The organism is Streptomyces sp. NPDC018964 (genome assembly GCF_044390325.1).
In the GTDB taxonomy this organism is placed as follows: Bacteria; Actinomycetota; Actinomycetes; order Streptomycetales; family Streptomycetaceae; genus Streptomyces.
This window is the reverse complement of record NZ_JBIRYZ010000033.1, coordinates 38,371-59,614: the sequence shown is the minus strand read 5'-3', so window position 1 is coordinate 59,614 and position 21,244 is coordinate 38,371. Positions and strand designations below refer to the sequence as shown.

The 21,244-nt window shown below is 74.3% G+C and carries 20 protein-coding genes and 1 pseudogene; 11 read left to right on the top strand and 10 right to left on the bottom strand.

The window, feature by feature from the left end; translation table 11 throughout:
* Positions 1–230: 230 nt before the first annotated feature.
* From ACH5AO_RS34440 to folP, 5 genes are all read right to left on the bottom strand, one after another.
* Positions 231–719, bottom strand: a complete 489-nt coding sequence (locus ACH5AO_RS34440; RefSeq protein ID WP_398931664.1) for a DUF3180 domain-containing protein — start codon at positions 717–719, stop codon at positions 231–233.
* Between the two features lie 60 nt (positions 720–779).
* Positions 780–1,391, bottom strand: coding sequence for a 2-amino-4-hydroxy-6-hydroxymethyldihydropteridine diphosphokinase (gene folK / locus ACH5AO_RS34435; RefSeq protein ID WP_398931662.1), 612 nt, complete (start codon positions 1,389–1,391; stop codon positions 780–782).
* A complete protein-coding gene (folB, locus tag ACH5AO_RS34430; RefSeq protein WP_361741840.1) occupies positions 1,388–1,747 on the bottom strand; it encodes a dihydroneopterin aldolase in 360 nt (119 codons plus the stop codon). Before folB ends, folK begins: the two co-directional genes overlap by 4 nt.
* A 256-nt stretch (positions 1,748–2,003) precedes the next feature.
* The gene (locus ACH5AO_RS34425; protein WP_217128848.1) at positions 2,004–2,507 is read right to left on the bottom strand and encodes a nuclear transport factor 2 family protein; all 504 of its coding nucleotides are present in this window, start codon (positions 2,505–2,507) and stop codon (positions 2,004–2,006) included.
* The gene (gene folP / locus ACH5AO_RS34420) at positions 2,504–3,418 is read right to left on the bottom strand and encodes a dihydropteroate synthase (protein WP_398931659.1); all 915 of its coding nucleotides are present in this window, start codon (positions 3,416–3,418) and stop codon (positions 2,504–2,506) included. The genes ACH5AO_RS34425 and folP overlap by 4 nt, the downstream gene beginning before the upstream one ends.
* Before the next feature lie 559 nt (positions 3,419–3,977).
* Between folP and ACH5AO_RS34415 the strand changes: the two genes are divergently transcribed.
* Positions 3,978–5,306: a hypothetical protein gene (locus tag ACH5AO_RS34415; RefSeq protein ID WP_398931657.1), complete on the top strand. Its 1,329-nt coding sequence runs from the start codon at positions 3,978–3,980 to the stop codon at positions 5,304–5,306.
* Between the two features lie 174 nt (positions 5,307–5,480).
* Here ACH5AO_RS34415 and ACH5AO_RS34410 read toward each other — a convergent pair whose 3' ends face one another.
* Both ACH5AO_RS34410 and ACH5AO_RS34405 read right to left on the bottom strand, forming a co-directional pair.
* A complete protein-coding gene (locus ACH5AO_RS34410) occupies positions 5,481–6,815 on the bottom strand; it encodes a PH domain-containing protein (protein WP_398931655.1) in 1,335 nt (444 codons plus the stop codon).
* Positions 6,812–7,351, bottom strand: coding sequence for a PH domain-containing protein (locus ACH5AO_RS34405; protein WP_398931653.1), 540 nt, complete (start codon positions 7,349–7,351; stop codon positions 6,812–6,814). The genes ACH5AO_RS34410 and ACH5AO_RS34405 overlap by 4 nt, the downstream gene beginning before the upstream one ends.
* A 31-nt stretch (positions 7,352–7,382) precedes the next feature.
* On the opposite strand from ACH5AO_RS34405, the gene ACH5AO_RS34400 reads away from it, so the two are divergent.
* Complete coding sequence (locus ACH5AO_RS34400; protein WP_398931651.1) at positions 7,383–8,534, top strand: NADH-quinone oxidoreductase subunit D; 1,152 nt, start codon at positions 7,383–7,385, stop codon at positions 8,532–8,534.
* Here ACH5AO_RS34400 and ACH5AO_RS34395 read toward each other — a convergent pair.
* On the bottom strand, positions 8,499–9,548 hold the full coding sequence (locus ACH5AO_RS34395; protein WP_398931649.1) for an SAM-dependent methyltransferase: 1,050 nt from the start codon (positions 9,546–9,548) through the stop codon (positions 8,499–8,501). The genes ACH5AO_RS34400 and ACH5AO_RS34395 overlap by 36 nt on opposite strands.
* A gap of 141 nt (positions 9,549–9,689) precedes the next feature.
* On the opposite strand from ACH5AO_RS34395, the gene ACH5AO_RS34390 reads away from it, so the two are divergent.
* The 3 genes and pseudogenes from ACH5AO_RS34390 to ACH5AO_RS34380 all read left to right on the top strand — a co-directional run.
* The gene (locus tag ACH5AO_RS34390) at positions 9,690–10,892 is read left to right on the top strand and encodes a sensor histidine kinase (protein WP_398931647.1); all 1,203 of its coding nucleotides are present in this window, start codon (positions 9,690–9,692) and stop codon (positions 10,890–10,892) included.
* Positions 10,893–10,967: 75 nt separating this feature from the next.
* The gene (locus tag ACH5AO_RS34385; protein ID WP_073936742.1) at positions 10,968–11,639 is read left to right on the top strand and encodes a response regulator transcription factor; all 672 of its coding nucleotides are present in this window, start codon (positions 10,968–10,970) and stop codon (positions 11,637–11,639) included.
* 10 nt (positions 11,640–11,649) lie between these two features.
* Positions 11,650–11,874 (top strand): annotated as a pseudogene (locus tag ACH5AO_RS34380) (ATP-binding protein); the annotation flags it as partial.
* An 18-nt stretch (positions 11,875–11,892) separates the two neighbouring features.
* On the opposite strand, the gene ACH5AO_RS34375 reads toward ACH5AO_RS34380, so the two are convergent.
* On the bottom strand, positions 11,893–12,999 hold the full coding sequence (locus ACH5AO_RS34375; protein WP_398931645.1) for a DUF5937 family protein: 1,107 nt from the start codon (positions 12,997–12,999) through the stop codon (positions 11,893–11,895).
* 137 nt (positions 13,000–13,136) lie between these two features.
* Positions 13,137–14,357: a threonine aldolase family protein gene (locus ACH5AO_RS34370; protein ID WP_398931643.1), complete on the bottom strand. Its 1,221-nt coding sequence runs from the start codon at positions 14,355–14,357 to the stop codon at positions 13,137–13,139.
* Positions 14,358–14,603: 246 nt separating this feature from the next.
* On the opposite strand from ACH5AO_RS34370, the gene ACH5AO_RS34365 reads away from it, so the two are divergent.
* From ACH5AO_RS34365 to ACH5AO_RS34340, 6 genes are all read left to right on the top strand, one after another.
* A complete protein-coding gene (locus ACH5AO_RS34365) occupies positions 14,604–15,560 on the top strand; it encodes a Rossmann-like and DUF2520 domain-containing protein (RefSeq protein ID WP_398931641.1) in 957 nt (318 codons plus the stop codon).
* Positions 15,561–15,630: 70 nt separating this feature from the next.
* Entirely contained in the window at positions 15,631–16,629 is a 999-nt protein-coding gene (gene panC, locus ACH5AO_RS34360; protein WP_398931638.1) for a pantoate--beta-alanine ligase, read from the top strand.
* Positions 16,626–18,332, top strand: a complete 1,707-nt coding sequence (locus tag ACH5AO_RS34355; RefSeq protein WP_398931635.1) for an L-aspartate oxidase — start codon at positions 16,626–16,628, stop codon at positions 18,330–18,332. The genes panC and ACH5AO_RS34355 overlap by 4 nt, the downstream gene beginning before the upstream one ends.
* A 5-nt stretch (positions 18,333–18,337) precedes the next feature.
* Positions 18,338–19,312 carry a carboxylating nicotinate-nucleotide diphosphorylase gene (gene nadC / locus ACH5AO_RS34350; RefSeq protein ID WP_398931708.1) on the top strand — a complete coding sequence of 325 codons (975 nt, stop codon included), beginning with the start codon at positions 18,338–18,340 and terminating at the stop codon, positions 19,310–19,312.
* An 8-nt stretch (positions 19,313–19,320) separates the two neighbouring features.
* A complete protein-coding gene (locus ACH5AO_RS34345) occupies positions 19,321–20,118 on the top strand; it encodes a type III pantothenate kinase (protein ID WP_398931633.1) in 798 nt (265 codons plus the stop codon).
* Between the two features lie 562 nt (positions 20,119–20,680).
* Positions 20,681–21,241, top strand: coding sequence for a hypothetical protein (locus ACH5AO_RS34340; protein ID WP_398931631.1), 561 nt, complete (start codon positions 20,681–20,683; stop codon positions 21,239–21,241).
* Positions 21,242–21,244 lie beyond the last annotated feature (3 nt).

Sequence of the window (21,244 nt, the reverse complement as noted above, 5' to 3'; positions counted from 1 at the left end):
GGTGTGTTTCGCGTTCCGGATCGGCGTGGGTGCGTCCGGGGTTCTGGACCGATGCGGGTGGGCCTGAGGTGGTGGGCCGAGGCGGGTGGGCTTCGCGTTCCGGACTGGCGTGGGTGCGTCCGGGGTTCTGGACCGATGCGGGCGGCCTGAGGTTCCGTGGTGGTGCGGGTGGGCTTCGGGTTCCGGGCCGGTGTGGTGCGTCCGGCGCCCCGGACCGATGTGGGCGCGTCTCAGGCCGCCGGTGCCGTGCCCGGGCCGCCCGTGTCGTCGTCCTCCGGGAGCTTGCAGACGCGCTCCAGGAAGATGGCCGCCGCTATGACGCCGATGCCCGCCAGGACCGAGAGGCCGGCGTAGATGGCCTGGTCACGGCGGGCGGGGATGTCCAGGGACTCCAGCAGGAAGACGCCCGTGCCGCCGTACACGCCGGCGACGAGCGCGGCCACCAGGGCGCTGGCCTGCCCGAACACGACCGCGCGGGCCGCCATCAGGGGGTCGACCCCCTTGGCGCCGGCCTGCCGCTCGCGCTGGGCCTTGAGGCGGGCGCGGAGGGACAGCGCGGTGGCCGCGAGGACCACCGCGATCAGGGCGAGGACGATGGGCGCGGCCACGGGCACGCTCGGCAGCGTGCCCAGCGAGTTCCAGAGGCGGGCGCCGGCCCAGGACAGGATGCCGGCCACGACGAAGACGCCTGCCAGCACCCTGATGCGCAGTTCTTTCACGGTGTCCCTTCGCGTTCCCCCGGACGGTGCCCCGGAATGTGGTCGTCTCGACCTTAACGGCTACTCGGGCAGCCGGAGTTCCAGGTCGGCGCGGGGCGTGACGCCCTCGCGGGTGACCGCGTCGAGGAGATCGGCGACCGGGCCGCGGCCGGGGAGTTCCGCCTCGGGGTCGACGTCGTGCCAGGGGGCGAGGACGAAGGCACGCTCGTGGGCGCGGGGGTGCGGGAGCGTGAGGTGCGGGTCGTCGGAGTGGAGGTCCGCGTAGGAGACGATGTCCACGTCCAGGGTGCGCGGGCCCCAGCGCTCGTCCCGGACCCGGTGGAAGGCCTCCTCGACCGCGTGTGCCCGCTCCAGCAGGGAGGACGGGGGCAGGGTGGTCTTCAGGACCACGACCGCGTTGAAGTACGAGGGCTGGCTGCCGGGCTCGACGCCCCACGGCTCCGTCTCGTAGACGGGGGAGACGGCCTTGACCCGGATGCCCGGGGTGTCCTCCAGGGCGTCGACGGCCCCCTGGAGGGTCTCCAGGCGGTTGCCGAGGTTGGCGCCGAGGGAGACCACGGCCCGTTTCGGATTGTGCAGGGTGGTGTCGGCGGCGTCGACCCGCTCGACCACGGAGGCGGGGACGGGCTGGACGGTCGGATCGGTGTGGCCCCGGTCGGACGGCCTGGTCATACGCGGCTCCGGGTGATGGTGACGGTCACGTCGTCGAAGGGCACGGTGATCGGCGCGTCCGGCTTGTGGACGCACACCTCGACCTCCTGCACCACGTCGTGCTTCAGACAGACCCGGGCGATGTGCTCGGCGAGCGTCTCGATGAGGTCGACGGGCTCGCCCTGGACGACCGCCACGACCTCTTCCGCCACGATGCCGTAGTGCACGGTCTTCGTCAGGTCGTCGTCGGCCGCGGCCGGCCGGGTGTCCAGGCCGAGGACGAGGTCCACGATGAAGGTCTGGCCCTCCTCGCGTTCCTTGGGGAACACACCGTGGTGCCCGCGGGCCTTCAGGCCGCGCAGCGCGACACGATCCACGCGAATCACTCCTGCAGTCGTCGGTCCGGCCGGTCGGTGCCTGTGCGGGCGGCACACCGGTCTGCACTTGAATCTACCCGCGGGCACCGACAGCGCCGGTGGCCCGGGGCGCGGGTACGGGCCGGTGGCCGGGGAGGTCACCGCCCGTTTCCCCCGGCGAGGCCGGGGGTTCACGGCGGGGCGGCCCCTGCCCGTCCCGCCGTGAGGCCGGCCGCTTCCGGTGAGGGGCGACGGGCCCTGGGGTCCGTCTACCCGTTCAGGCCGGAGTGTCGTCGTCCTCGTCGTCCTCTTCCTCGGCGAGCACCGGGGAGGCGTGGTGGGACCAGAGCTTCCAGCCGGACGGGGTGCGCCGGAACACGTTGGTGGCGACGACGAGCTGGCCGACCAGGGGGCCGAGTTCCTCACCGGCCTCGGGGGCGGGGCCACCGCTGAGGATGTTCTCGGTGCAGGTCACCAGGGCGGTGTCGCCGGTGACGGAGACGTGCGTGTCGGTGAGGAAGAACTGGATGTAGTCGGTGTTCGCCATGATCAGGGCGTACGACCTGAGCACCTCGCCGCGTCCGGTGAGCACCGGCCAGCCGGGGTGCACGCAGGAGACCACGCCGGTGTCCGCGGGGTCGTGGTACGACTCGTCGACGCCGAGGTCGCCGGGGGTCAGCCAGAGCGACGCGACCTCTTCGAAGTCGCCCCTCTCGAGTGCCTCGTAGAAGGCGGTGTTGGCGGCCTCGACGTGCTCGACGTCGGTGTGGGGCGCGCTCACCGGGCTCCTTCCGCGCCGTGCGCGCCGGGTGCGAGGGGTGCGGTGTCCGCCGTGCGCGCCTGCGTGATGGCGCGGGCGACCCGTACGGCGTCCGCGGTGGCGCGCACCTCGTGCACGCGGACCGCCCAGGCGCCGGCCTGTGCGGCGAGGGCGGAGACGGCGGCGGTGGCCGCGTCGCGTTCCCGCGCGGGTGGGGGCGCGCCGTCCGGGCCGGCCAGGACGTGGCCGAGGAACCGCTTGCGGGAGGCGGCGACGAGGACGGGGTGGCCGAGGGCCAGGACGCGGTCGAGGCGGGCGAGGAGGGCCAGGTCGTGGCCGGCACCCTTGGAGAAGCCGAGGCCGGGGTCGACGATCACGCGGTCGGCGGCGATTCCGCCTTCCAGGACGGCCTCCACGCGCGCGTGGAGTTCTTCGGCGACCTCCGCGACCACGTCGGCGTACACGCCCTTGATGGTGTCGCCCTCCAGGAAGCCGCGCCAGTGCATGACGACGAAGGGGGCGCCGGCGGCGGCGACGACGGGGATCATGGCGGGGTCGGCGAGTCCGCCGCTGACGTCGTTGACCAGGGCGGCGCCGGCCGCGAGGGACTGTTCGGCGACGGAGGCGCGCATGGTGTCGACGGAGATCGTGACGCCCTCGGCGGCGAGGCCGCGGACCACGGGGATGACGCGCTTGAGTTCCTCGGCCTCGTCGACGCGGGTGGCGCCGGGCCGGGTGGACTCGCCGCCGACGTCGACCAGGTCGGCGCCCTGGGCGACCAGGTCGAGGCCGTGCTTGACGGCGGTCGTCGTGTCGAACCAGCGGCCGCCGTCGGAGAAGGAGTCAGGGGTGACGTTCACGACCCCCATGACCGCGCAGCGGTCCCGGTGAGGAAGGCCCGCGACCTGGCGGGGTCCGCTGTGGTTGCTCATATGTTCAGCGTAGGCCCAGCGAGGGGCGAGGGGGTGCCCCGGGCCTGACGGGGCGGCCGGGGCTCCTCCGGGGCACGGACACGGGGTGCCCGGGCCCCGCGGCCGGCCGTGGCGGGGGAGGGGTTCCGGCCGTCCACCGCCGCCTCGTCGCCGGGTTCCCGGACGTCCGGTCCGGGTCCCCCGGGGCTGTGCCTCGCCGCCGTCTCCGGGCGGCCCGTGGCGGCGGAGGACGGGGAGCGCGCCCCGGCCGGCAGCGCGCCCCGCGGTTCCGCGTGGGGTCTTCGCGCCGGCGCCGATGCGGGCCTCCGGTGACATCGCGCCCTTCGGGGCGGTGTTTCGGGGGAGGGATTCACCGCGCGGGCGAGACAGCCGGGGAAACGGGAGTTCGCCGGGTGAAGTTCGGAGGACGGTTCGCGCGGGAATAAATGATCTTGATGATTGGGCAATGCGTCTATTCACGTGGGGCGTGCGTTCCTGATGCCTTGTGAAAGCCTCGGTACAGCTTTGTTTTTACGGGGCGGGGCACCAACATTCGCCTACGCGCGGTAAGTTTCTGGCCATGCCACGTGGACGTCACCGCCATTCCCCGCCCCTGCACAGGATGCTGCCCCCATCGGCGATCGCGGGCGTGTCCGTCGTCTGCGCCCTGGGGCCCTGGGTGTTCACGCAACCGATGGTGCTCCGTGTCCTGGCCGCGGCCGCCGCGGCCACGGCGATCGGCGGCGCCGTCGTCATGCGGTACTGGGACACCCAGGCGGGCAAACGCGTCGCCGAACTCACGCGCGCGCGTACGAGCGACGAATGGCGTTTCGAGGAGCGGATCGCCGAACTGGAGTCCGACCTCGAGGAGTCGCGCGAACTGCGGACGAAACTGGAGCAGCGGTTGCGCGCCAAGCGCGCGGAACTCGCCGGGCTGCGCAACGAGCACGCGGCTCTGCTGCGGCGGTACGCCGCGTCGGAGGTCGACCGAGCGAGCGTCCTGGAGGAGCGCCGGGTGCTCGAGATAGAGGCCTCGGCTCCGGCCCACGCCCTGCCCGCGGGACCGTCGGAGGCACCCGACGACGCGGAGGAGCCCGTGGCGGAGGCGTCCGTGGCGGTGGCGTCCGGGACGCCGGAGCAGGACGAGACCGTCACCGGAGAGGCGCCGGCGGCCCCCTCGGTCTTCTCGCCGCAGGGATCGAAGCTGTTCCTGCGCGCCGACGCGGCGTTGACGAAGCTCGCGGGCGATGCGAACGCGGCGGACGCTGCGGAGGACGGCGTCGGCACGGACGTACGGACCGACGAGGCGTCCGGCCCGGCCGACGACGCCCGGACCGGTGGCACGCCGGAGGGTGACGGCTCCCCGGAGGACGACGACGCTCCCACGGGCCCCGAGGACGACGGTTCCCCGAAGGGTGAGGACACCCCCGAGGGTCCCGAGGACGACGGCCCCGAGCCCACGAGGCGTTCCGAGCAGGAGAGGGCGCAGGAGGGCGAGGCCGAGGGACGGACCGGGGTGGCCGACGAGCACGAGCGCACGACCGCCTCCCCCGCGTCGGACGCTTCCCCTGCCCAGTCCGTGCGGCAGCCCTCCGGGCACTTCACCGTGCCGACGGCGGTGGCGGTCGTACCGCAGACCGCACCGGTACGGCGACCGGTGTCCGAGGGCGGTTTCGACTTCTTCGGGACGAAGAAGGACACGGGCGGTGCCGCCCTGGACGCCGTGCAGAACGAGGACCTCGCCGACGTCGTCGGCCAGGAGGCGCTCGCGCTGCACAAGGCGGACGCCGAGGCGCGGTTCAAGCCCGCCGACGAGGAGGCGCGCGGTGTCGGCCAGGTCATCGACCTGACGGCGCACGACGAGACGGAGCACATCGACGTCGAGGGCCTGCGCAGCGCGAGCGCCTGAACCGCCGGCCACCCCGACGGGCCCCGCGCACACCGCCGGGGCCCGTCGGCGTTCCGCCGCGCCCGTACGCGTCCGCACGCGCACACCGCGCGGAACGCCGACCGGGACGGGCTCCCGCGACCGGCGCACGGTCTTCGGTCCTTCCCCGCCCCCCGTGCACCGTGCCCGTGCGGGTCAGGCCATCCAGCGGTCCGGGCGGGCGTCCCTGCGGCCGGTGCGGGAGCGCTCCGCCTGGGAGCGCAGGAGGGCGGCCGCCTCCGCGGCGTCCCTCAGGCGGGCCGTCACCGACTTGTTCGCGCCGGTGTCCACGTGGACGTCCGCGACGCCCAAGGCCCGCCGCCAGGGGCCCTGGACCAGCCGTACGCTCTGCACCTTGGCGTGCGGCACCAGGGACAGGCCGCGTCGCAGCAGTCCGTGGCGGGTGACGAACACCGCGTCGGTGACGGCGAGTCCGTAGCCCCGCCACCACAACGGAACGCGCCACCGCGCGCGGCGCGGCGGCCGGGAGAGCGCCTCGCGCGGGGGCACGCCCACCCCGGGCAGCACCCGCGCGACGACCGACTCGGCGAGCTCGCGCGGAGCGACCGGCAGCAGCAGGGAGTTGGACGAACCCGCCACGTCCAGCTCCACCCGCACCCAGCCCCGCCGCCGCCACAGCAGCGGCTCGACCAGCCGTACGGTCTGCACGCGCCCCGGCGGCACCGTCTCGTGCGCCCGGTCCAGCAGCCCGTGGTCGATGCGCAGCCCGTCGGGCGACTCGCCCAGCGTCCAGTCGTACTCGGCGACGAACCGGCCCACACTGCTCGCGCCCGCGGCGCCGAACAGCGGCACGGCCGCGGCGAGCACCGTCCACAGGCTGTGGGTGGCCGTCCACAGCAGCGGCACCACGACGGCGGCGACGATGAGCCAGCCCCAGGTCGCCCCGGTCAGCAGCAGGGAGACGGCGAGGACGCCCGGCGGCACCCGCAGCATCTGCCGGGACGGCGCCTCGCCCACCTCGTGCGCGGTCTCCGGTGCGAAACCCGCCGCCCGCGCGAGGAGTTCCGCGCGCAGCGCACGCGCCTCGTCGGCGCCCAGGAAGGCGAGTTCGTCCTTCTTGTCGGTGCCTATGACGTCGATCCTGAGCTTCGCCACGCCCGCCACCCGCGCGAGCAGCGGCTGGGTGACGTCGATGGCCTGGATCCGCTCGAGCCGGATGTGCGCGGTGCGCCGGAACAGCAGCCCGGTCCGGATGCGCAGCTCGCCCCCGGTCACCGCGAAGTGGGTGAACCACCAGGTCAGGAAGCCGTAGAGGGCGGCCGCCGGGATGAGCACGGCGAGACCGATCAGCAGGGTGGTGGTCGTCAGCCGGGTCAGCTGGCGCTGCGCCTGGTCGGGGTCGTGCAGCGCCCACCCGATCAGCACCGCGACGGGCGCCCACGCCCGCCTGAGCGGTGTGACGGGGTGCAGCCGCCTCTCGGTCACGGGCGGCCGGCCGGGTGCGTCCCCGTGGACGTCGGGGGCCGTCACAGCCCCGCCGATCGGGCCTCGCCGAGCTCGGTGAGCCGGTCGCGCAGCCGTTCCGCCTCGGCCGGGTCGAGGCCGGGGATGGTGGCGTCGGTCGCCGCCGCGGCCGTGTGGAGCTGCACGCTGGCCAGCCCGAAGTGCCGTTCCACGGGCCCGGAGGTGACCTCGACCAGCTGCATCCGCCCGTACGGCACGACCGTCTCCTCGCGCCACAGCACGCCCCGGCTGATCAGCAGGTCGTCGGCGCGCTCCGCGTACCGCCAGGAACGCCAGTTCCGCTCCAGCATCACCCAGCCCCAGACCAGCAGGGCCAGCGGCAGCAGCGCGAAGGCGGCCCAGCCGGGCCCGGCCAGCAGCCCCGGTACCAGCGCGGTGGCCAGGGTCAGCAGCCCCAGCCACATCACCAGCAGCAGCCGCCGCATCCGCAGCAGCCCCGGGGGCAGCGCGATCCACGCCGGTCCCTCGCCGTCCCGGTCCGCCGGTCCGCCCGTTCCCGCCGTCCCCGCCGTCCCCGTGTCGTGCGGGCTCCCCGTCTCCATGGGCCCAGCGTACGTAGGGGAGACTGTGTTCATGACTCCTACGACGGAGACCATGGTCGGTATCGGCGGCGCGGCGGAGAGCACCGACATGGTGCTCAACATCGGACCCCAGCACCCGTCCACGCACGGCGTGCTGCGGCTGAAGCTCGTCCTGGACGGCGAGCGCATCGTCCGCGCGGAGCCCGTGATCGGCTACATGCACCGGGGTGCGGAGAAACTGTTCGAGGCCCGCGACTACCGCCAGATCATCATGCTGGCCAACCGCCACGACTGGCTGTCGGCGTTCTCCAACGAGCTGGGCGTGGTCCTCGCCGTGGAGCGGATGCTCGGCATGGAGGTCCCCGAGCGCGCGGTGTGGCTGCGCACGCTGCTCGCGGAGCTGAACCGGGTGCTCAACCACCTGATGTTCCTCGGCTCCTACCCGCTGGAACTGGGCGGCATCACCCCGATCTTCTACGCCTTCCGGGAGCGCGAGGAGCTCCAGCACGTCATGGAGGAGGTCTCCGGCGGGCGCATGCACTACATGTTCAACCGCGTGGGCGGCCTCAAGGAGGACCTCCCCGCCGGATGGACCACGCGTGCGCGCGGCGCCGTCGCCGACGTCCGCTCCCGCATGGACCGCTTCGACGACCTGGTGCTCGGCAACGAGATCTTCCGCGGCCGCACGCGCGGCGTCGGCGTACTGTCCCCCGACGCCGTGCACGCGTACGGCGTGAGCGGGCCGATCGCGCGCGGCTCCGGCGTCGACTTCGACCTGCGCCGCGACGAGCCGTACCTCGCCTACGGCGAACTGGGCGACGTCCTGAAGGTGGTGACCCGCGCGGAGGGCGACTGCCTCGCCCGCTTCGAGTGCCTCCTGGAGCAGACCCACAACGCCCTCGACCTCGCCGACGCCTGCCTCGACCGGCTCGCCGAGCTGCCCCCGGGCCCGGTCAACCAGCGGCTCCCGAAGGTGCTCAAGGCGCCCGAGGGGCACACGTACGCGTGGACCGAGAACCCGCTCGGCATCAACGGCTACTACCTGGTCAGCAAGGGCGAGAAGACCCCGTACCGGCTGAAGCTGCGCTCGGCGTCGTACAACAACATCCAGGCGCTCACCGAACTGCTGCCGGGGACGCTGGTCGCGGACATGGTGGCGATCCTCGGGTCAATGTTCTTCGTCGTCGGGGACATCGACAAATAGGTCCCGTACGTCCGCGTCCCCCACCGGCTGCACCAGCCACCCGAAGTCGCCGAGTCCGCCCGGCGCGGTGAGTTCGGCGGCCTCGCCGGCGCCCGCGAGGGCGCGCACGTACCCGGCCGGGTCGGTGGACGCCAGCGTGAGCGGGGGGCGTGCGCCGCTGAGGCCCAGGGCGCGCAGGGCGTCCCGCTGGGTCAGCAGGCGCGTGCCGGGGAGCGCGCAGGCCGCGGCGCACGCGTCCAGGGCGACGTGCGCGGTGAGGTCGCACGACCCGTCCGGCACGGGCGTCGTCTCCCGCCCCTCCCGGAACGCGGTGAGCGTCCCGAACGGCGGCCGCGCGGCGGCCGTGTGCGCGTAGTCCACGGCGACGGCGAGCCCCCGCGCGAGCGTGCCGACGGCCGATGCCCAGGCCCGGTCCCGGGGCAGCCCGATCTCCGCGCGGAGCCCTTCCGCGGCACCCAGCGGCCACCACCGTGCCAGCCACGCGGCCTCCGCGCCCGCGACCGGCTCCCCGAGCCGCTCCGTCCCGTCCTCCCGCACCAGCACCAGCCGCGGCATGCCCGAGGGGTCCACCTCGGCGACGTCCACGGGCACGTTGTCCAGCCACTCGTTGGCGAAGAGCAGTCCCGTGATCCCCTCCGGGGGCTCGGCCCGCCACTCGATCCGGTGATCCAGTCCGGCGGGCCGCCCGGCGAGCTCGACGGCGTACGCGCGCACGCGCGGCGCCACGCCGGCGGGCAGCGCGGCGAGGACGCCGGTGACCAGCTCGCCCCGCCCGGCCGCCATGTCCACGAAGTCGAGCACCGCCGGCCGCCCCAGCGCCTCGTCGACCCGGCACAGCAGCCGCGCCACCGCGCGGGCGAACAACGGCGAGGCGTGCACGGACGTACGGAAGTGCCCGGCCGGGCCCGCGCCGGGCCCGCGGTAGAAGCCGCCAGGACCGTACAGGGCGTCCTGGGCCGCCGCCCGCCAGCCCCGCCCACCGCCCTCCACGGCCCCTGCCGTCACCGGTTCCACACCTCCGCCGTCACCCTCGTCACCGGCCCAGGTTAAGCGCGCGGACGTGCCGGCCCTCCACCTTGCGGAGTACACGCGCCGACCGGGGATCGGTCCTCCGGTTGACCCCTGCACGCATTTCGCTTCCCTACGCTGGGTTACGTGCAGCTCCTCTACGATTTCCTCCGCAGACACCCGACGTGGGTCGACGGCTTCTGGGCCGTGGTCCTGTTCGGGATTTCGGTCCTCGGCGGGGTGACCATGGCGGAGTCCCGGGGGGAGGAGCTGCCCGCGCTCACCGTGCCGGTCGTGCTGCTGCTGTCGCTGGTCGTCGCGCTGCGCCGCCGGATGCCCGAGCGGATGCTGGTCCTCGCCCTCGTCGTGGGCGCGGGGCAGCTGATCACGGACGTGGCGGTACTGCCCGCCGACTTCGCCCTGCTGGTGATCGTCTACACGGTCGCGGCGGTCGGGGCGCGCTGGTCCTCCCGTCTCGCGCTCTCCGCCGCCCTGGTCGCGGCCCCGCTGGCACAGTTGCGCTGGCCCGACCCCGAGGCGAGTACGGCGCAGAACATCGCCATAGCGATCTTCCAGGCGGTGCCGTTCGCCCTCGCCTGGGTGCTCGGCGACTCCATCCGCACCCGCCGCGCGTACTTCGCACAGCTGGAGGAGCGGGCCGCCCGGCTGGAGAAGGAGCGCGAGGCGCAGGCCAAGGTCGCGGTCGCCGCCGAACGCGCCCGGATAGCCCGCGAGCTGCACGACGTCGTCGCCCACAACGTGTCGGTGATGGTGGTGCAGGCCGACGGCGCCGCCTACGTCCTCGACGCCGCCCCCGACCAGGCCAAGAAGGCCCTGGAGACGATCTCCTCCACCGGCCGCCAGGCCCTCGCCGAGATGCGCCGCCTGCTGGGCGTGCTGCGCACCGGCGAGCACCAGGAGGCCGGGGAGTACGTGCCGCAGCCCGACGTGCGGCAGATAGAGGACCTCGTCGAGCAGTGCCGGGGGTCCGGACTGCCGGTGGACTTCAAGGTCGAGGGCACTCCGCGCCCGCTGCCCAGCGGCGTCGAGCTCACCGCGTACCGCATCGTGCAGGAGGCGCTCACCAACACCCGCAAGCACGGCGGGCCCAACGCGGGCGCCAGCGTGCGCCTGGTGTACTTCGACGACGGTCTCGGCCTCCTCGTGGAGGACGACGGCAAGGGCGCCCCGCACGAGCTGTACGAGGAGGGCGGCTTCGACGGGCAGGGCCACGGCCTGATCGGCATGCGCGAGCGGGTCGGTATGGTCGGCGGCACCCTGGACGCGGGCCCGCGTCCCGGCGGAGGATTCCGCATCAGTGTGCTGCTGCCGCTCAAACCCGCGCATTGACGCCCACGCACGCCCCCTGTTGACACCTGTCACACCCCCCTGCGACGACCTGACGACCGAATGGAAGAGGCCCCGATGACGATCCGCGTGATGCTCGTCGACGACCAGGTGCTGCTGCGCACCGGGTTCCGGATGGTGCTCGCCGCCCAGCCGGACATGGACGTCGTGGCGGAGGCGGGCAACGGGGTCGAGGCCCTGGAGGTGCTGCGGTCCACCGCCGTCGACGTGGTGCTGATGGACGTCCGCATGCCCAAGCTCGACGGCGTGGAGACGACCCGCCGGATCTGCGCGGACACCGACCCGCCGAAGGTGCTGATCCTCACCACCTTCGACCTCGACGAGTACGCCTTCTCCGGGCTGAAGGCGGGCGCGTCCGGCTTCATGCTCAAGGACGTGCCGCCGGGCGAACTGCTCGCCGCGATCCGCGCGGTGCACAGCGGCGACGCCGTGGTCGCCCCGTCCACCACCCGCCGGCTCCTGGACCGGTTCGCGCCGATGCTGCCCAGCACGGGCAAGCAGCCCGAGCACAAGGAGCTGGAGCGCCTCACCGAGCGTGAGCGGGAGGTCATGGTGCTGGTCGCGCAGGGCCTGTCCAACGGCGAGATCGCGGCCCGCCTGGTGCTGTCCGAGGCGACCGTGAAGACCCACGTGGGGCGCATCCTGACCAAACTGGGCCTGCGCGACCGCGTACAGGTGGTCGTCCTCGCCTACGAGACGGGTCTGGTACGGGCCGGCGGACACGGCTGAACGGACGGCCCCGCGTCGGGAGAGCTGGGCGGTGCGGCGACTCGACCACTGCCTGGAGCGGCTGAGCGAGCCGGAGTTCGCCGAGCACCTGTGGACGGACCACACCACGGTGCCGAAGACGGCGGACCGCATCGCCGTCCTGGCCGGACTGACCCTGCTCCCCGATCATGAGGGCCGGCTGCGGACCCGGCTGCGGCAGGCGGGCGTGGGCGTCCGCCACATCCGCTTCGACTGACGGACACCGTACGCGCCGTCAGCGCAGGATCCCCTCCAGGAAGTCGCCGCCGAGCCGGGCCACCACCGCCACGTCCAGCTGGTGCAGCACGTACCGCCCACGGCGGCGGGTGGTGACCAGGCCGGCCTTCTTCAGCACACCCAGGTGCCGGGATATCTCCGGCGCCGTCATGCCGTGCATCCGGACCAGCTCGCCGGTGGTGTACGCGCTGCGGGCGAGGTTGCGGCACAAGCGCATGCGGACCGGGTGGGACAGCGCGGTCATCCGCAGGGCCAGCTGCTCGACCGTCGGCGGGGCGGTCGGCTCGGCGGAGCCGACCGGGTAGTGCAGCACCGGCTGCCAGCCGTGCCGGTGCAGCACCATCAGGTGCGGCCGGCCGAGACCGGTCGGGATCAGCAGCAGCCCGCCGTCACCCGTGGCCGTACGCCCCTCGCCCAGCTTGTCGACGGTGATCCGCCCGGCGGCCTCGTCGAGCGTCACCGCGGGCGACACCGCCGCCAGCGCCTCGGCCAGTCCCTTGCGCCGGAGCAGGTCGGTCTTGAGGCGGGTGTCCGCGGCGAGCTGATGCCGCAGCCGGGACCACGCCTCGGCGAAGAACGCCTCGTCGCAGTCCCGCAGGAACTGCCGCAGCCAGGTCCTGATCCGCGGCGGGTCGGCGAGCAGCCGCTCGGTGAACTCCGCCTGGCGCGGCCCCCGCGCGGCGGCCAGTTCCAGCGAGCGGCGCCGCAGTTCTCCGTCGGTGAGCGGGCCCGCGCCCGGAGCGCCGTAGGGAAGCGCGCAGGTGAACTCCAGGGCGGCGTCCACGAACTGCTCGTCGGAGAGCTTGTCCAGCAGGTCCAGTTCCTCGTCGAGGGTCCCGCCCGGGAGCGTCGTGCGGCCCGGCAGGCCGGCGCTCGGCAGGAACAGGTCGGAGAACGTCGTGCGCCACAGGAAGTCGGCCTCGCACATCCGGTCCGCGAGGTGCGGGTCCAGCCGCGCGGTCACACCCGTCACCCAGCCCTGGAGCCCCGGGTGGTGCCCCGGTTCGGACAGCGTGTGCAGCGCCATGCCGAGCTCGGCGAGGGGCGAGGGCACGACGGCGACGCGCTCCTGCCGGAGACCGGCGATGTCTATGTCCACGCTCATGCATCACATGATGCAGGGGTTTGTCGCCCCCGCCGCCCCTTCCCGTTCCCGTCCCCCGGGGGCGCTGCCTCCGGACCCCCGCTCCTCAAACGCCGGAGAGGCTGTCCTTTCAGCCCGTCCGGCAGAAATTCAGCCCCTCAGGCCGCCCGCAGCCGCCGCGCGAACTCCTCCGCCGCCTCCCGCACGTCCCCGACGCTCCACTCCAGGCCGTCGGACCGCACGTACACCTCCGTGGCGGACACCCCCGGCCCCTTCGGGTCCCAGGAATTGGCGAAGAGCATCGCCCCCGTCTCCTCCGCCGCCGCGATCGCCGCCTCGGCGACCACATCCGCCTCGTACGGCAGCCACACCTGGAAGTCGTGGGTGTGTGGCACCTCCGGGTGGACGCGGAACCAGGGCAACCCCCCTGCCTCCAGGCCCTCGCGCAGCGCGGCGGCCACCACGCGCGCGTGCCGGACGTACTCCGGCAGCCGGGGCAGCTCCCGGTCCAGTCCGATCAGCGCCGACAGCGCGGTCGGGAACTGCTGGAACACGTTGCCCCCGTACCGGTGCCGCCAGGCCTTCGCCTCCTCCACCAGCGTCGAGGGACCGGCGAGGGCCGCGCCGCCGAACGCGCCGAGGGACTTGTAGAACGACACGTAGACGCTGTCCGCGAGGCCCGCGATCTCCTCCAGCGGCCGGCCGAAGTGCTCGGCGCACTCCCACAGCCGGGCCCCGTCGACGTGCACGACCGCCTCGCGTTCCCGCGCGGCGGCCACCACCTCGGTCAGCTCCTCCCACATGGGCAGCACGAAACCGGCGTCCCTGAGCGGCAGCTCCAGCATCAGCGCCCCGAAGGGCTCCTCGAAGTCGCGCACCTCTTCGGCGGTGGGAAACCGGGGCTCGCTCGTCAACCGCACCGGCCGCAACCCGCTGACCTGGCTGAACGCGTTCCGCTCGTGCACCTCGGGGTGGCTGAGCGGGTGCAGCGCGACCGCAGGGTCGCCGGTGCGGCCGGCCCAGCAGCGCAGCGCCACCTGCTGGGCCATCGTGCCGGTCGGGAAGAACGCGGCGGCCTCGGTGCCGAGCAGACCGGCGACCCGCTCCTCCAGGGCCTCGACGACACCGTCGCCGTAGACGTCGGACGTCTCGTCGAGGTCGTACACGCTCCCCGCGTCCTCCAGCAGCGCCAGCCGCTCCCGGAGCGGGGCGAGGAAGCCGAGGCGCGCGAGCACGCGCGGGGCGCCGCGCCAGGCGGCGATCCGCCGTTCGCGCAATGCCGGCCGCGACGCGCCGTCCGCCTCCGGGCCGGGCTCCCGCTCGTCCCGCACCGCCGTGGTGTCGTTCGTACCGTCCGTATCACTCATGCGCGCGATCATCCCGCGCCCCGTCCGCGCGGACACCCCCCGGGTCCGTACGCGCAGGTCCGTACGCGCAGGCCCGTACGCGCGGAGGTCCACGCCGCACGCGCGCGTGCCGCACCATTTCCGCACGCGCGTGTGCCACGACGGCGCACGGAAACCCACAGCCTGTGGACAACCGGCCGCCCCCGGAACCGATCGCGTTAACATGACGAGAAATCGTCCGGTACCCCGAGCGGACTGGAACGGGAAGGCCGCCGTCGCGTGAACACAACCCCACAGCCAGATCCCCGAAGCCGCCCCGCGCGGCTCACCGTCGGCGTCGTCGGCGCCGGACGCGTGGGTCCCGTCCTGGCCGCGTCCCTCCAGCTCGCCGGGCACCGCCCGGTGGCCGTCTCCGCCGTCTCCGACGCCTCCCGCAGGCGCGCCGAGCGGATGCTCCCCGACGTGCCGGTGGTGCCGCCCGCCGAGGTGCTCCAGCGGGCCGAGCTGGTCCTGCTGACCGTCCCGGACGACGCCCTGCCCGAGCTGGTCGCCGGACTCGCCGACACCGGCGCGGTGCGGCCGGGCCAGCTGCTGGTGCACACCTCCGGGCGGTACGGCGCGAAGGTCCTCGACCCCGCCCTGCGGGCCGGCGCCCTGCCGCTCGCCCTGCACCCCGCGATGACGTTCGCCGGCACCCCCGTCGACGTGCAGCGCCTCGCCGGGTGCTCCTTCGGCGTCACCGCCCCCGAGGAGCTGCGGCTGGCCGCCGAGGCCCTCGTCGTCGAGATGGGCGGCGAGCCGGAATGGATCGCCGAGGAGAACCGCCCGCTCTACCACGCGGCCCTCGCCCTGGGCGCCAACCACCTGGTCACCCTGGTCGCCCAGTCCCTGGAACTGCTGCGCACCGCCGGTGTCGAGGCCCCCGACCGGATGCTCGGCCCGCTGCTCGGCGCCGCCCTGGACAACGCCCTGCGCTCCGGCGACGCGGCCCTCACCGGCCCGGTCGCGCGCGGCGACGCGGGCACGGTCGCCGCGCACGTCACCGAGTTGCGCCGGCACGCCCCGGGGGCCGTCGCCGGCTACCTGGCGATGGCCCGCGCGACCGCCGACCGCGCCCTCGCCCACGGCCTGCTGAAACCGGAACTCGCCGAGGACCTCCTCGGAGTGCTCGCCGACGGAGCCGGCGGAGCCGCCGGGGCCGACGGCACCGGAAGCACCCCGGGGGAGGACCGATGAGCGACACGCCCCCGCACCCCGCCCACCCCACCCCCGCGACGACGCGCGCGTCCCGGAACGGAGTCACCCGATGACCGCCACCCTGCTGCGCACCGCCGCCGAACTGCACGCACGCGCGCGTACCGGCCGCCGCGCCGTCGTGATGACCATGGGGGCCCTGCACGAGGGCCACGCCACGCTGATCCGCACCGCGCGGGGCATCGCCGGCCCCGACGGCGAGGTCGTGGTCACCGTCTTCGTCAACCCGCTGCAGTTCGGCGCGGGCGAGGACCTGGACCGCTACCCGCGCACCCTGGACGCCGACATCGAACTCGCCGGACAGGCGGGCGCCGACGCCGTCTTCGCCCCGTCCGTGGACGAGGTCTACCCGGGCGGCGAACCCCAGGTCCGCGTCACGGCCGGCCCCATGGGCGAACGCCTGGAGGGCGCCGCCCGCCCCGGCCACTTCGACGGCGTGCTCACCGTCGTCGCCAAACTGCTCCACCTCACCCGCCCCGACGTCGCCCTGTACGGCCAGAAGGACGCCCAGCAGCTCGCCCTGATCCGCCGCATGGTGCGGGACCTGAACTTCGGCGTCGAGATCGTCGGCGTACCCACCGTCCGCGAGGAGGACGGGCTCGCCCTGTCCAGCCGCAACCGCTACCTCTCGCCCGCCGAACGGCGCACCGCGCTCGCCCTGTCCCAGGCCCTGTTCGCGGGCCGCGACCGGCACGCCGCCCAGCAGGCGCTGCGCGCGCGGGCCAGCGAGGTGCCCGCCACGCGCGCGCGTGCCGAGGCGCTCAGCGCCATAGGGGAGTCCCGCGCGGCGGCCGACGCGCACGCCGTCGCCACGACCGCCGGCGGCCCGGCGGCCGTCCGCACCGCCGCCCGCCTGGTCCTCGACGAGGCCGCCCGCCTCACGCCGCCCCTCGACCTGGACTACCTGGCCCTGGTCGATCCCTCCGACTTCACCGAGATCGGCGACGACTTCACCGGAGAGGCCGTCCTCGCGGTGGCCGCCCGCGTGGGCGCCACCCGCCTGATCGACAACCTCCCCCTGACCTTCGGAACCTTCGGAGCCGCCTCGTGACCACCACAGGCATACGACTGCACGCGCCCGCGCCCGGATGGTCCATCGACGCGGACGTCGTGGTCGTCGGCTCCGGCGTCGCCGGCCTCACCGCCGCCCTGCGCTGCGAGGCCGCCGGCCTGACGACGGTGGTCGTCACCAAGGCCCGCCTCGACGACGGCTCCACCCGCTGGGCCCAGGGCGGCATCGCCGCGGCCCTCGGCGAGGGCGACACCCCCGAGCAGCACCTGGACGACACCCTGGTCGCCGGCGCGGGCCTGTGCGACGAGGAAGCGGTCCGCATCCTCGTCACCGAGGGCCCCGACGCCGTACGCCGCCTCATCGAGACCGGCGCGCACTTCGACGAGTCGGCCGACGGCGACCTGGAACTCACCCGCGAGGGCGGCCACCACCGCCGCCGCATCGCCCACGCGGGCGGCGACGCCACCGGCGCGGAGATCTCCCGCGCCCTCGTCGAAGCGGTCCGCGCACGCGGGATGCGCACCATCGAGAACGCCCTCGTCCTCGACCTCCTCACCGACGCCGACGGCCGCACCGCCGGCGTCACCCTGCACGTCATGGGGGAGGGCCAGCACGACGGCGTGGGGGCGGTCCACGCGCCCGCCGTGGTCCTGGCGACCGGCGGCATGGGCCAGGTCTTCTCCGCGACCACGAACCCCGCCGTCTCCACGGGCGACGGCGTGGCCCTCGCCCTGCGCGCGGGCGCCGAGGTGAGCGACCTCGAATTCGTCCAGTTCCATCCCACGGTCCTCTTCCTCGGCCCGGACGCGGAAGGCCAGCAGCCGCTCGTCTCCGAGGCGGTACGCGGCGAGGGCGCCCACCTGGTGGACGCCGACGGCGTGCGCTTCATGCGGGGACAGCACGAACTGGCCGAACTCGCCCCGCGCGACATCGTCGCCAAGGGCATCATGCGCCGCATGCGGGAGCGGGACACCGAGCACATGTACCTCGACGCCCGCCACTTCGGCGCCGAGATGTGGGAACACCGCTTCCCCACGATCCTCGCCGCCTGCCGCGCGCACGGCATCGACCCGGTCACCGAGCCCGTACCGGTCGCCCCGGCCGCCCACTACGCCTCCGGAGGCGTCCGCACCGACTCCCACGGCCGCACCACCGTGCCCGGCCTGTACGCGTGCGGCGAGGTCGCCTGCACCGGCGTGCACGGCGCCAACCGCCTCGCCTCCAACTCCCTCCTCGAGGGGCTGGTCTACGCCGAGCGCATCGCCGCCGACATCGCGCGCGCCGGAACCCCCCACCCCCGCGTGCCGCAGCCGCTCCCCGCCACCGAGCGCCCCGCCCACCCCCTCCTCCCCCCGGAGGCCCGCTTCACCATCCAGCGGATCATGACCCGGGGAGCGGGCGTCCTGCGCTCCGAGGCGTCGCTCTCCGAGGCCGCCGACCGGCTCCACCACCTGCACGCCGAAGCGCGCGACGCCCTCGACGAGAACGGCAAGACCGCCGAGCCCGGCGTCGACACCTGGGAGGCCACCAACCTCCTGTGCGTGGCCCGCGTCCTGGTCGCCGCCGCACTGCGGCGCGAGGAGACCCGCGGCTGCCACTGGCGCGAGGACCGTCCCGAGCGCGACGACACGGCCTGGCGCCGCCACATCGTCGTACGGCTGAATCCGGACCGATCGCTGGCGGCGCACACCACCGACGGCACAGACTTCCCCCCGACCCTCCCCCAGGCCCAGGAGCAGTGACAGCAGTGACCACCCCCGACCTCCCCCTCGTTCCCTCCGGCGGCTGTGGCGACGGCTGCGCCTGCGGCGCCGACGAGGAGACCTACCTGGAGTGCGGCCTCGACCCCGCGCTCGCCCAGCTCCTGGCCGACGTCGGCCTCGACCCCGTCGAGGTCGAGGACATCGCCAACGTGGCCCTCCAGGAGGACCTGGCCCACGGCGTGGACGTGACGACGGTCGCGACCATCCCGGAGGACGCCGTCGCCACCGCCGACTTCACCGCGCGGGAGGCGGGCACGGTGGCGGGCCTCAGGGTCGCCGAGGCCGTCATGTCGATCGTCTGCACGGAGGAGTTCGAGGTCGAACGCCACGTGGAGGACGGCGACCGCGTGGAGGAGGGCCAGAAGCTCCTCTCGGTCACCACCCGCACGCGCGACATCCTCACGGCGGAACGCAGCGCCCTGAACCTCCTGTGCCGCCTGTCGGGCATCGCGACCGCCACGCGCGCGTGGGCGGACGTCCTCGAGGGCACCAAGGCGAAGGTCCGCGACACCCGCAAGACCACGCCCGGCCTGCGCAGCCTGGAGAAGTTCGCCGTGCGCTGCGGCGGTGGCGTCAACCACCGCATGTCCCTCTCGGACGCGGCCCTGGTCAAGGACAACCACGTGGTGGCCGCCGGCGGTGTCGCCGAGGCCTTCACCGCGGTCCGCGAACGCTTCCCCGACGTCCCGATCGAGGTCGAGGTCGACACCCTGCACCAGCTCCGCGAGGTCCTGGACGCCGGTGCCGACCTGATCCTGCTGGACAACTTCACGCCCGGCGAGTGCGCGGAGGCGGTGGCCCTCGTCGACGGCCGCGCCGCCCTGGAGGCCTCGGGCCGCCTCACCCTCACCAACGCCAAGGCCTACGCCGACACGGGCGTCGACTACCTGGCCGTGGGCGCCCTCACCCACTCCTCGCCGATCCTCGACATCGGCCTCGACCTGCGAGCGGCGGAGTAGGACCGGCCATGCTGCTGACGATCGACGTGGGCAACACCCACACCGTCCTGGGCCTCTTCGACGGCGACGACATCGTCGAACACTGGCGCATCTCCACGGACGCGCGCCGCACGGCCGACGAACTCGCGGTCCTCCTCCAGGGCCTGATGGGCATGCACCCGCTGCTGGGCGACGACCTGGGCGACGGCATCGACGGCATCGCGATCTGCGCGACGGTCCCGTCCGTCCTGCACGAACTCCGCGAGGTCACCCGCCGCTACTACGGGGACGTGCCGGCGGTGCTGGTCGAGCCGGGCGTGAAGACGGGCGTGCCGATCCTCACCGACAACCCCAAGGAGGTCGGCGCGGACCGCATCATCAACGCGGTCGCGGCGGTCGACCTCTACGGCGGCCCGGCGATCGTCGTCGACTTCGGCACGGCGACGACGTTCGACGCGGTCTCCGCGCGGGGGGAGTACGTCGGCGGCGTCATCGCCCCCGGCATCGAGATCTCCGTCGAGGCGCTCGGCGTCCGCGGCGCGCAGCTGCGGAAGATCGAGGTGGCGCGCCCTCGCAGTGTGATCGGCAAGAACACGGTCGAGGCGATGCAGTCCGGCATCATCTACGGATTCGCCGGTCAGGTCGACGGTGTGGTCAACCGGATGGCCCGCGAGCTGGCGGACGACCCCGAGGACGTGACGGTCATCGCGACGGGCGGGCTGGCGCCGATGGTGCTGGGCGAGAGCTCGGTCATCGACGAACACGAGCCGTGGCTGACGCTGGTGGGGCTGCGCCTGGTGTACGAACGCAACGTGTCACGTCTGTGACGCGCGGCGCCTGCGAGGCCTGGTGCTTCGCGGGTGCCCTGTGCTGCTGCGGGCCGGTGCTTCGCGGGTGCCCCGTGCTGCTGTGAGCCCGGTGTTCCGCGGGTGCCCCGGCGTGGGTGTGGGCCGGGGGGTGTTCGCGCGGCCCGGCGCTTGCGGGGTACCCCCACCGCCCACCCGTGCCGCCCCAGCGGCGCGGCTGCCCGCGGCTGACGCGGCGGGCGGCTGCCCGCGGGAGCAGCGGGACGGCTGCCCGCGGCTGACGCGGGGAGCGGCGGCGGTAGCGGTCGGCAGGCGCGTACGGCGGGAAGGGGGCGGGGCGGGGGTGGCCGCCCCGCAGTGGCCGGCGCGTCCGCGCCCCCGACCTCACCGGGAAACGTGATCCGCGCCGGTCCGAGGACGGACACCCCCGACACGGCCCCGACCCACCCACCGGCCGTGGGCGCTGCGCCCGCCCCCACCGGACCGAACGATGCGCCGCAGGCATCCCGCCCACCCGGGTGGCACCCGACGCCACACCAGCACCACACGTCGCGTTTGTCTGATTAGCGCGTATCGTCGGGGCATGCCCACGCCCTACGGACCCCGCGGCGGCATGGCGTTCGGCGCCGAGGAGCTGCGCGTGCTCCGCCGAGCTCTCGCCCTCGCCCTGTACCCCACCTCCACCCCCACCTCCACCCTGGCCGACGACCTCCGGGACTGCCTCCGCCTCGCCGCGGACCTCGACGAGGCGACGCGGGAAAGCGCCCGGCTGCGCGCCTTCCTCCTGGCCGACCTCGGCCGCTACCGCGCCGCCCTCCCCGGCACCGCCGTCGGCTACCTCGCGCTCCTCGAGGAGGCGCTGGGCGCCGGATACCGCCCCCACGCCGACGACCTGGCCGCCCTCCGGGCCCTGCGCGGCAACCCCACCGCCGCCGCCCTCCTGCACCGCTGCCGGCGCACCCTCCTCCTGGCCCTCCCCGGAGGCCGCGCGGCCACCGAGGACCCGCAGAAGAATCCGAACCCGTCCCGGAAGCCCTCCACCCCCGCCCCTCACCCCGCCCGCCCCATCCCCACCCCCGGCGAGGTCTTCCCCCGCCGCAAACCCGCTCCACCCCCGCCGGACCGGCACCTGGCCGTCGGCTGACGG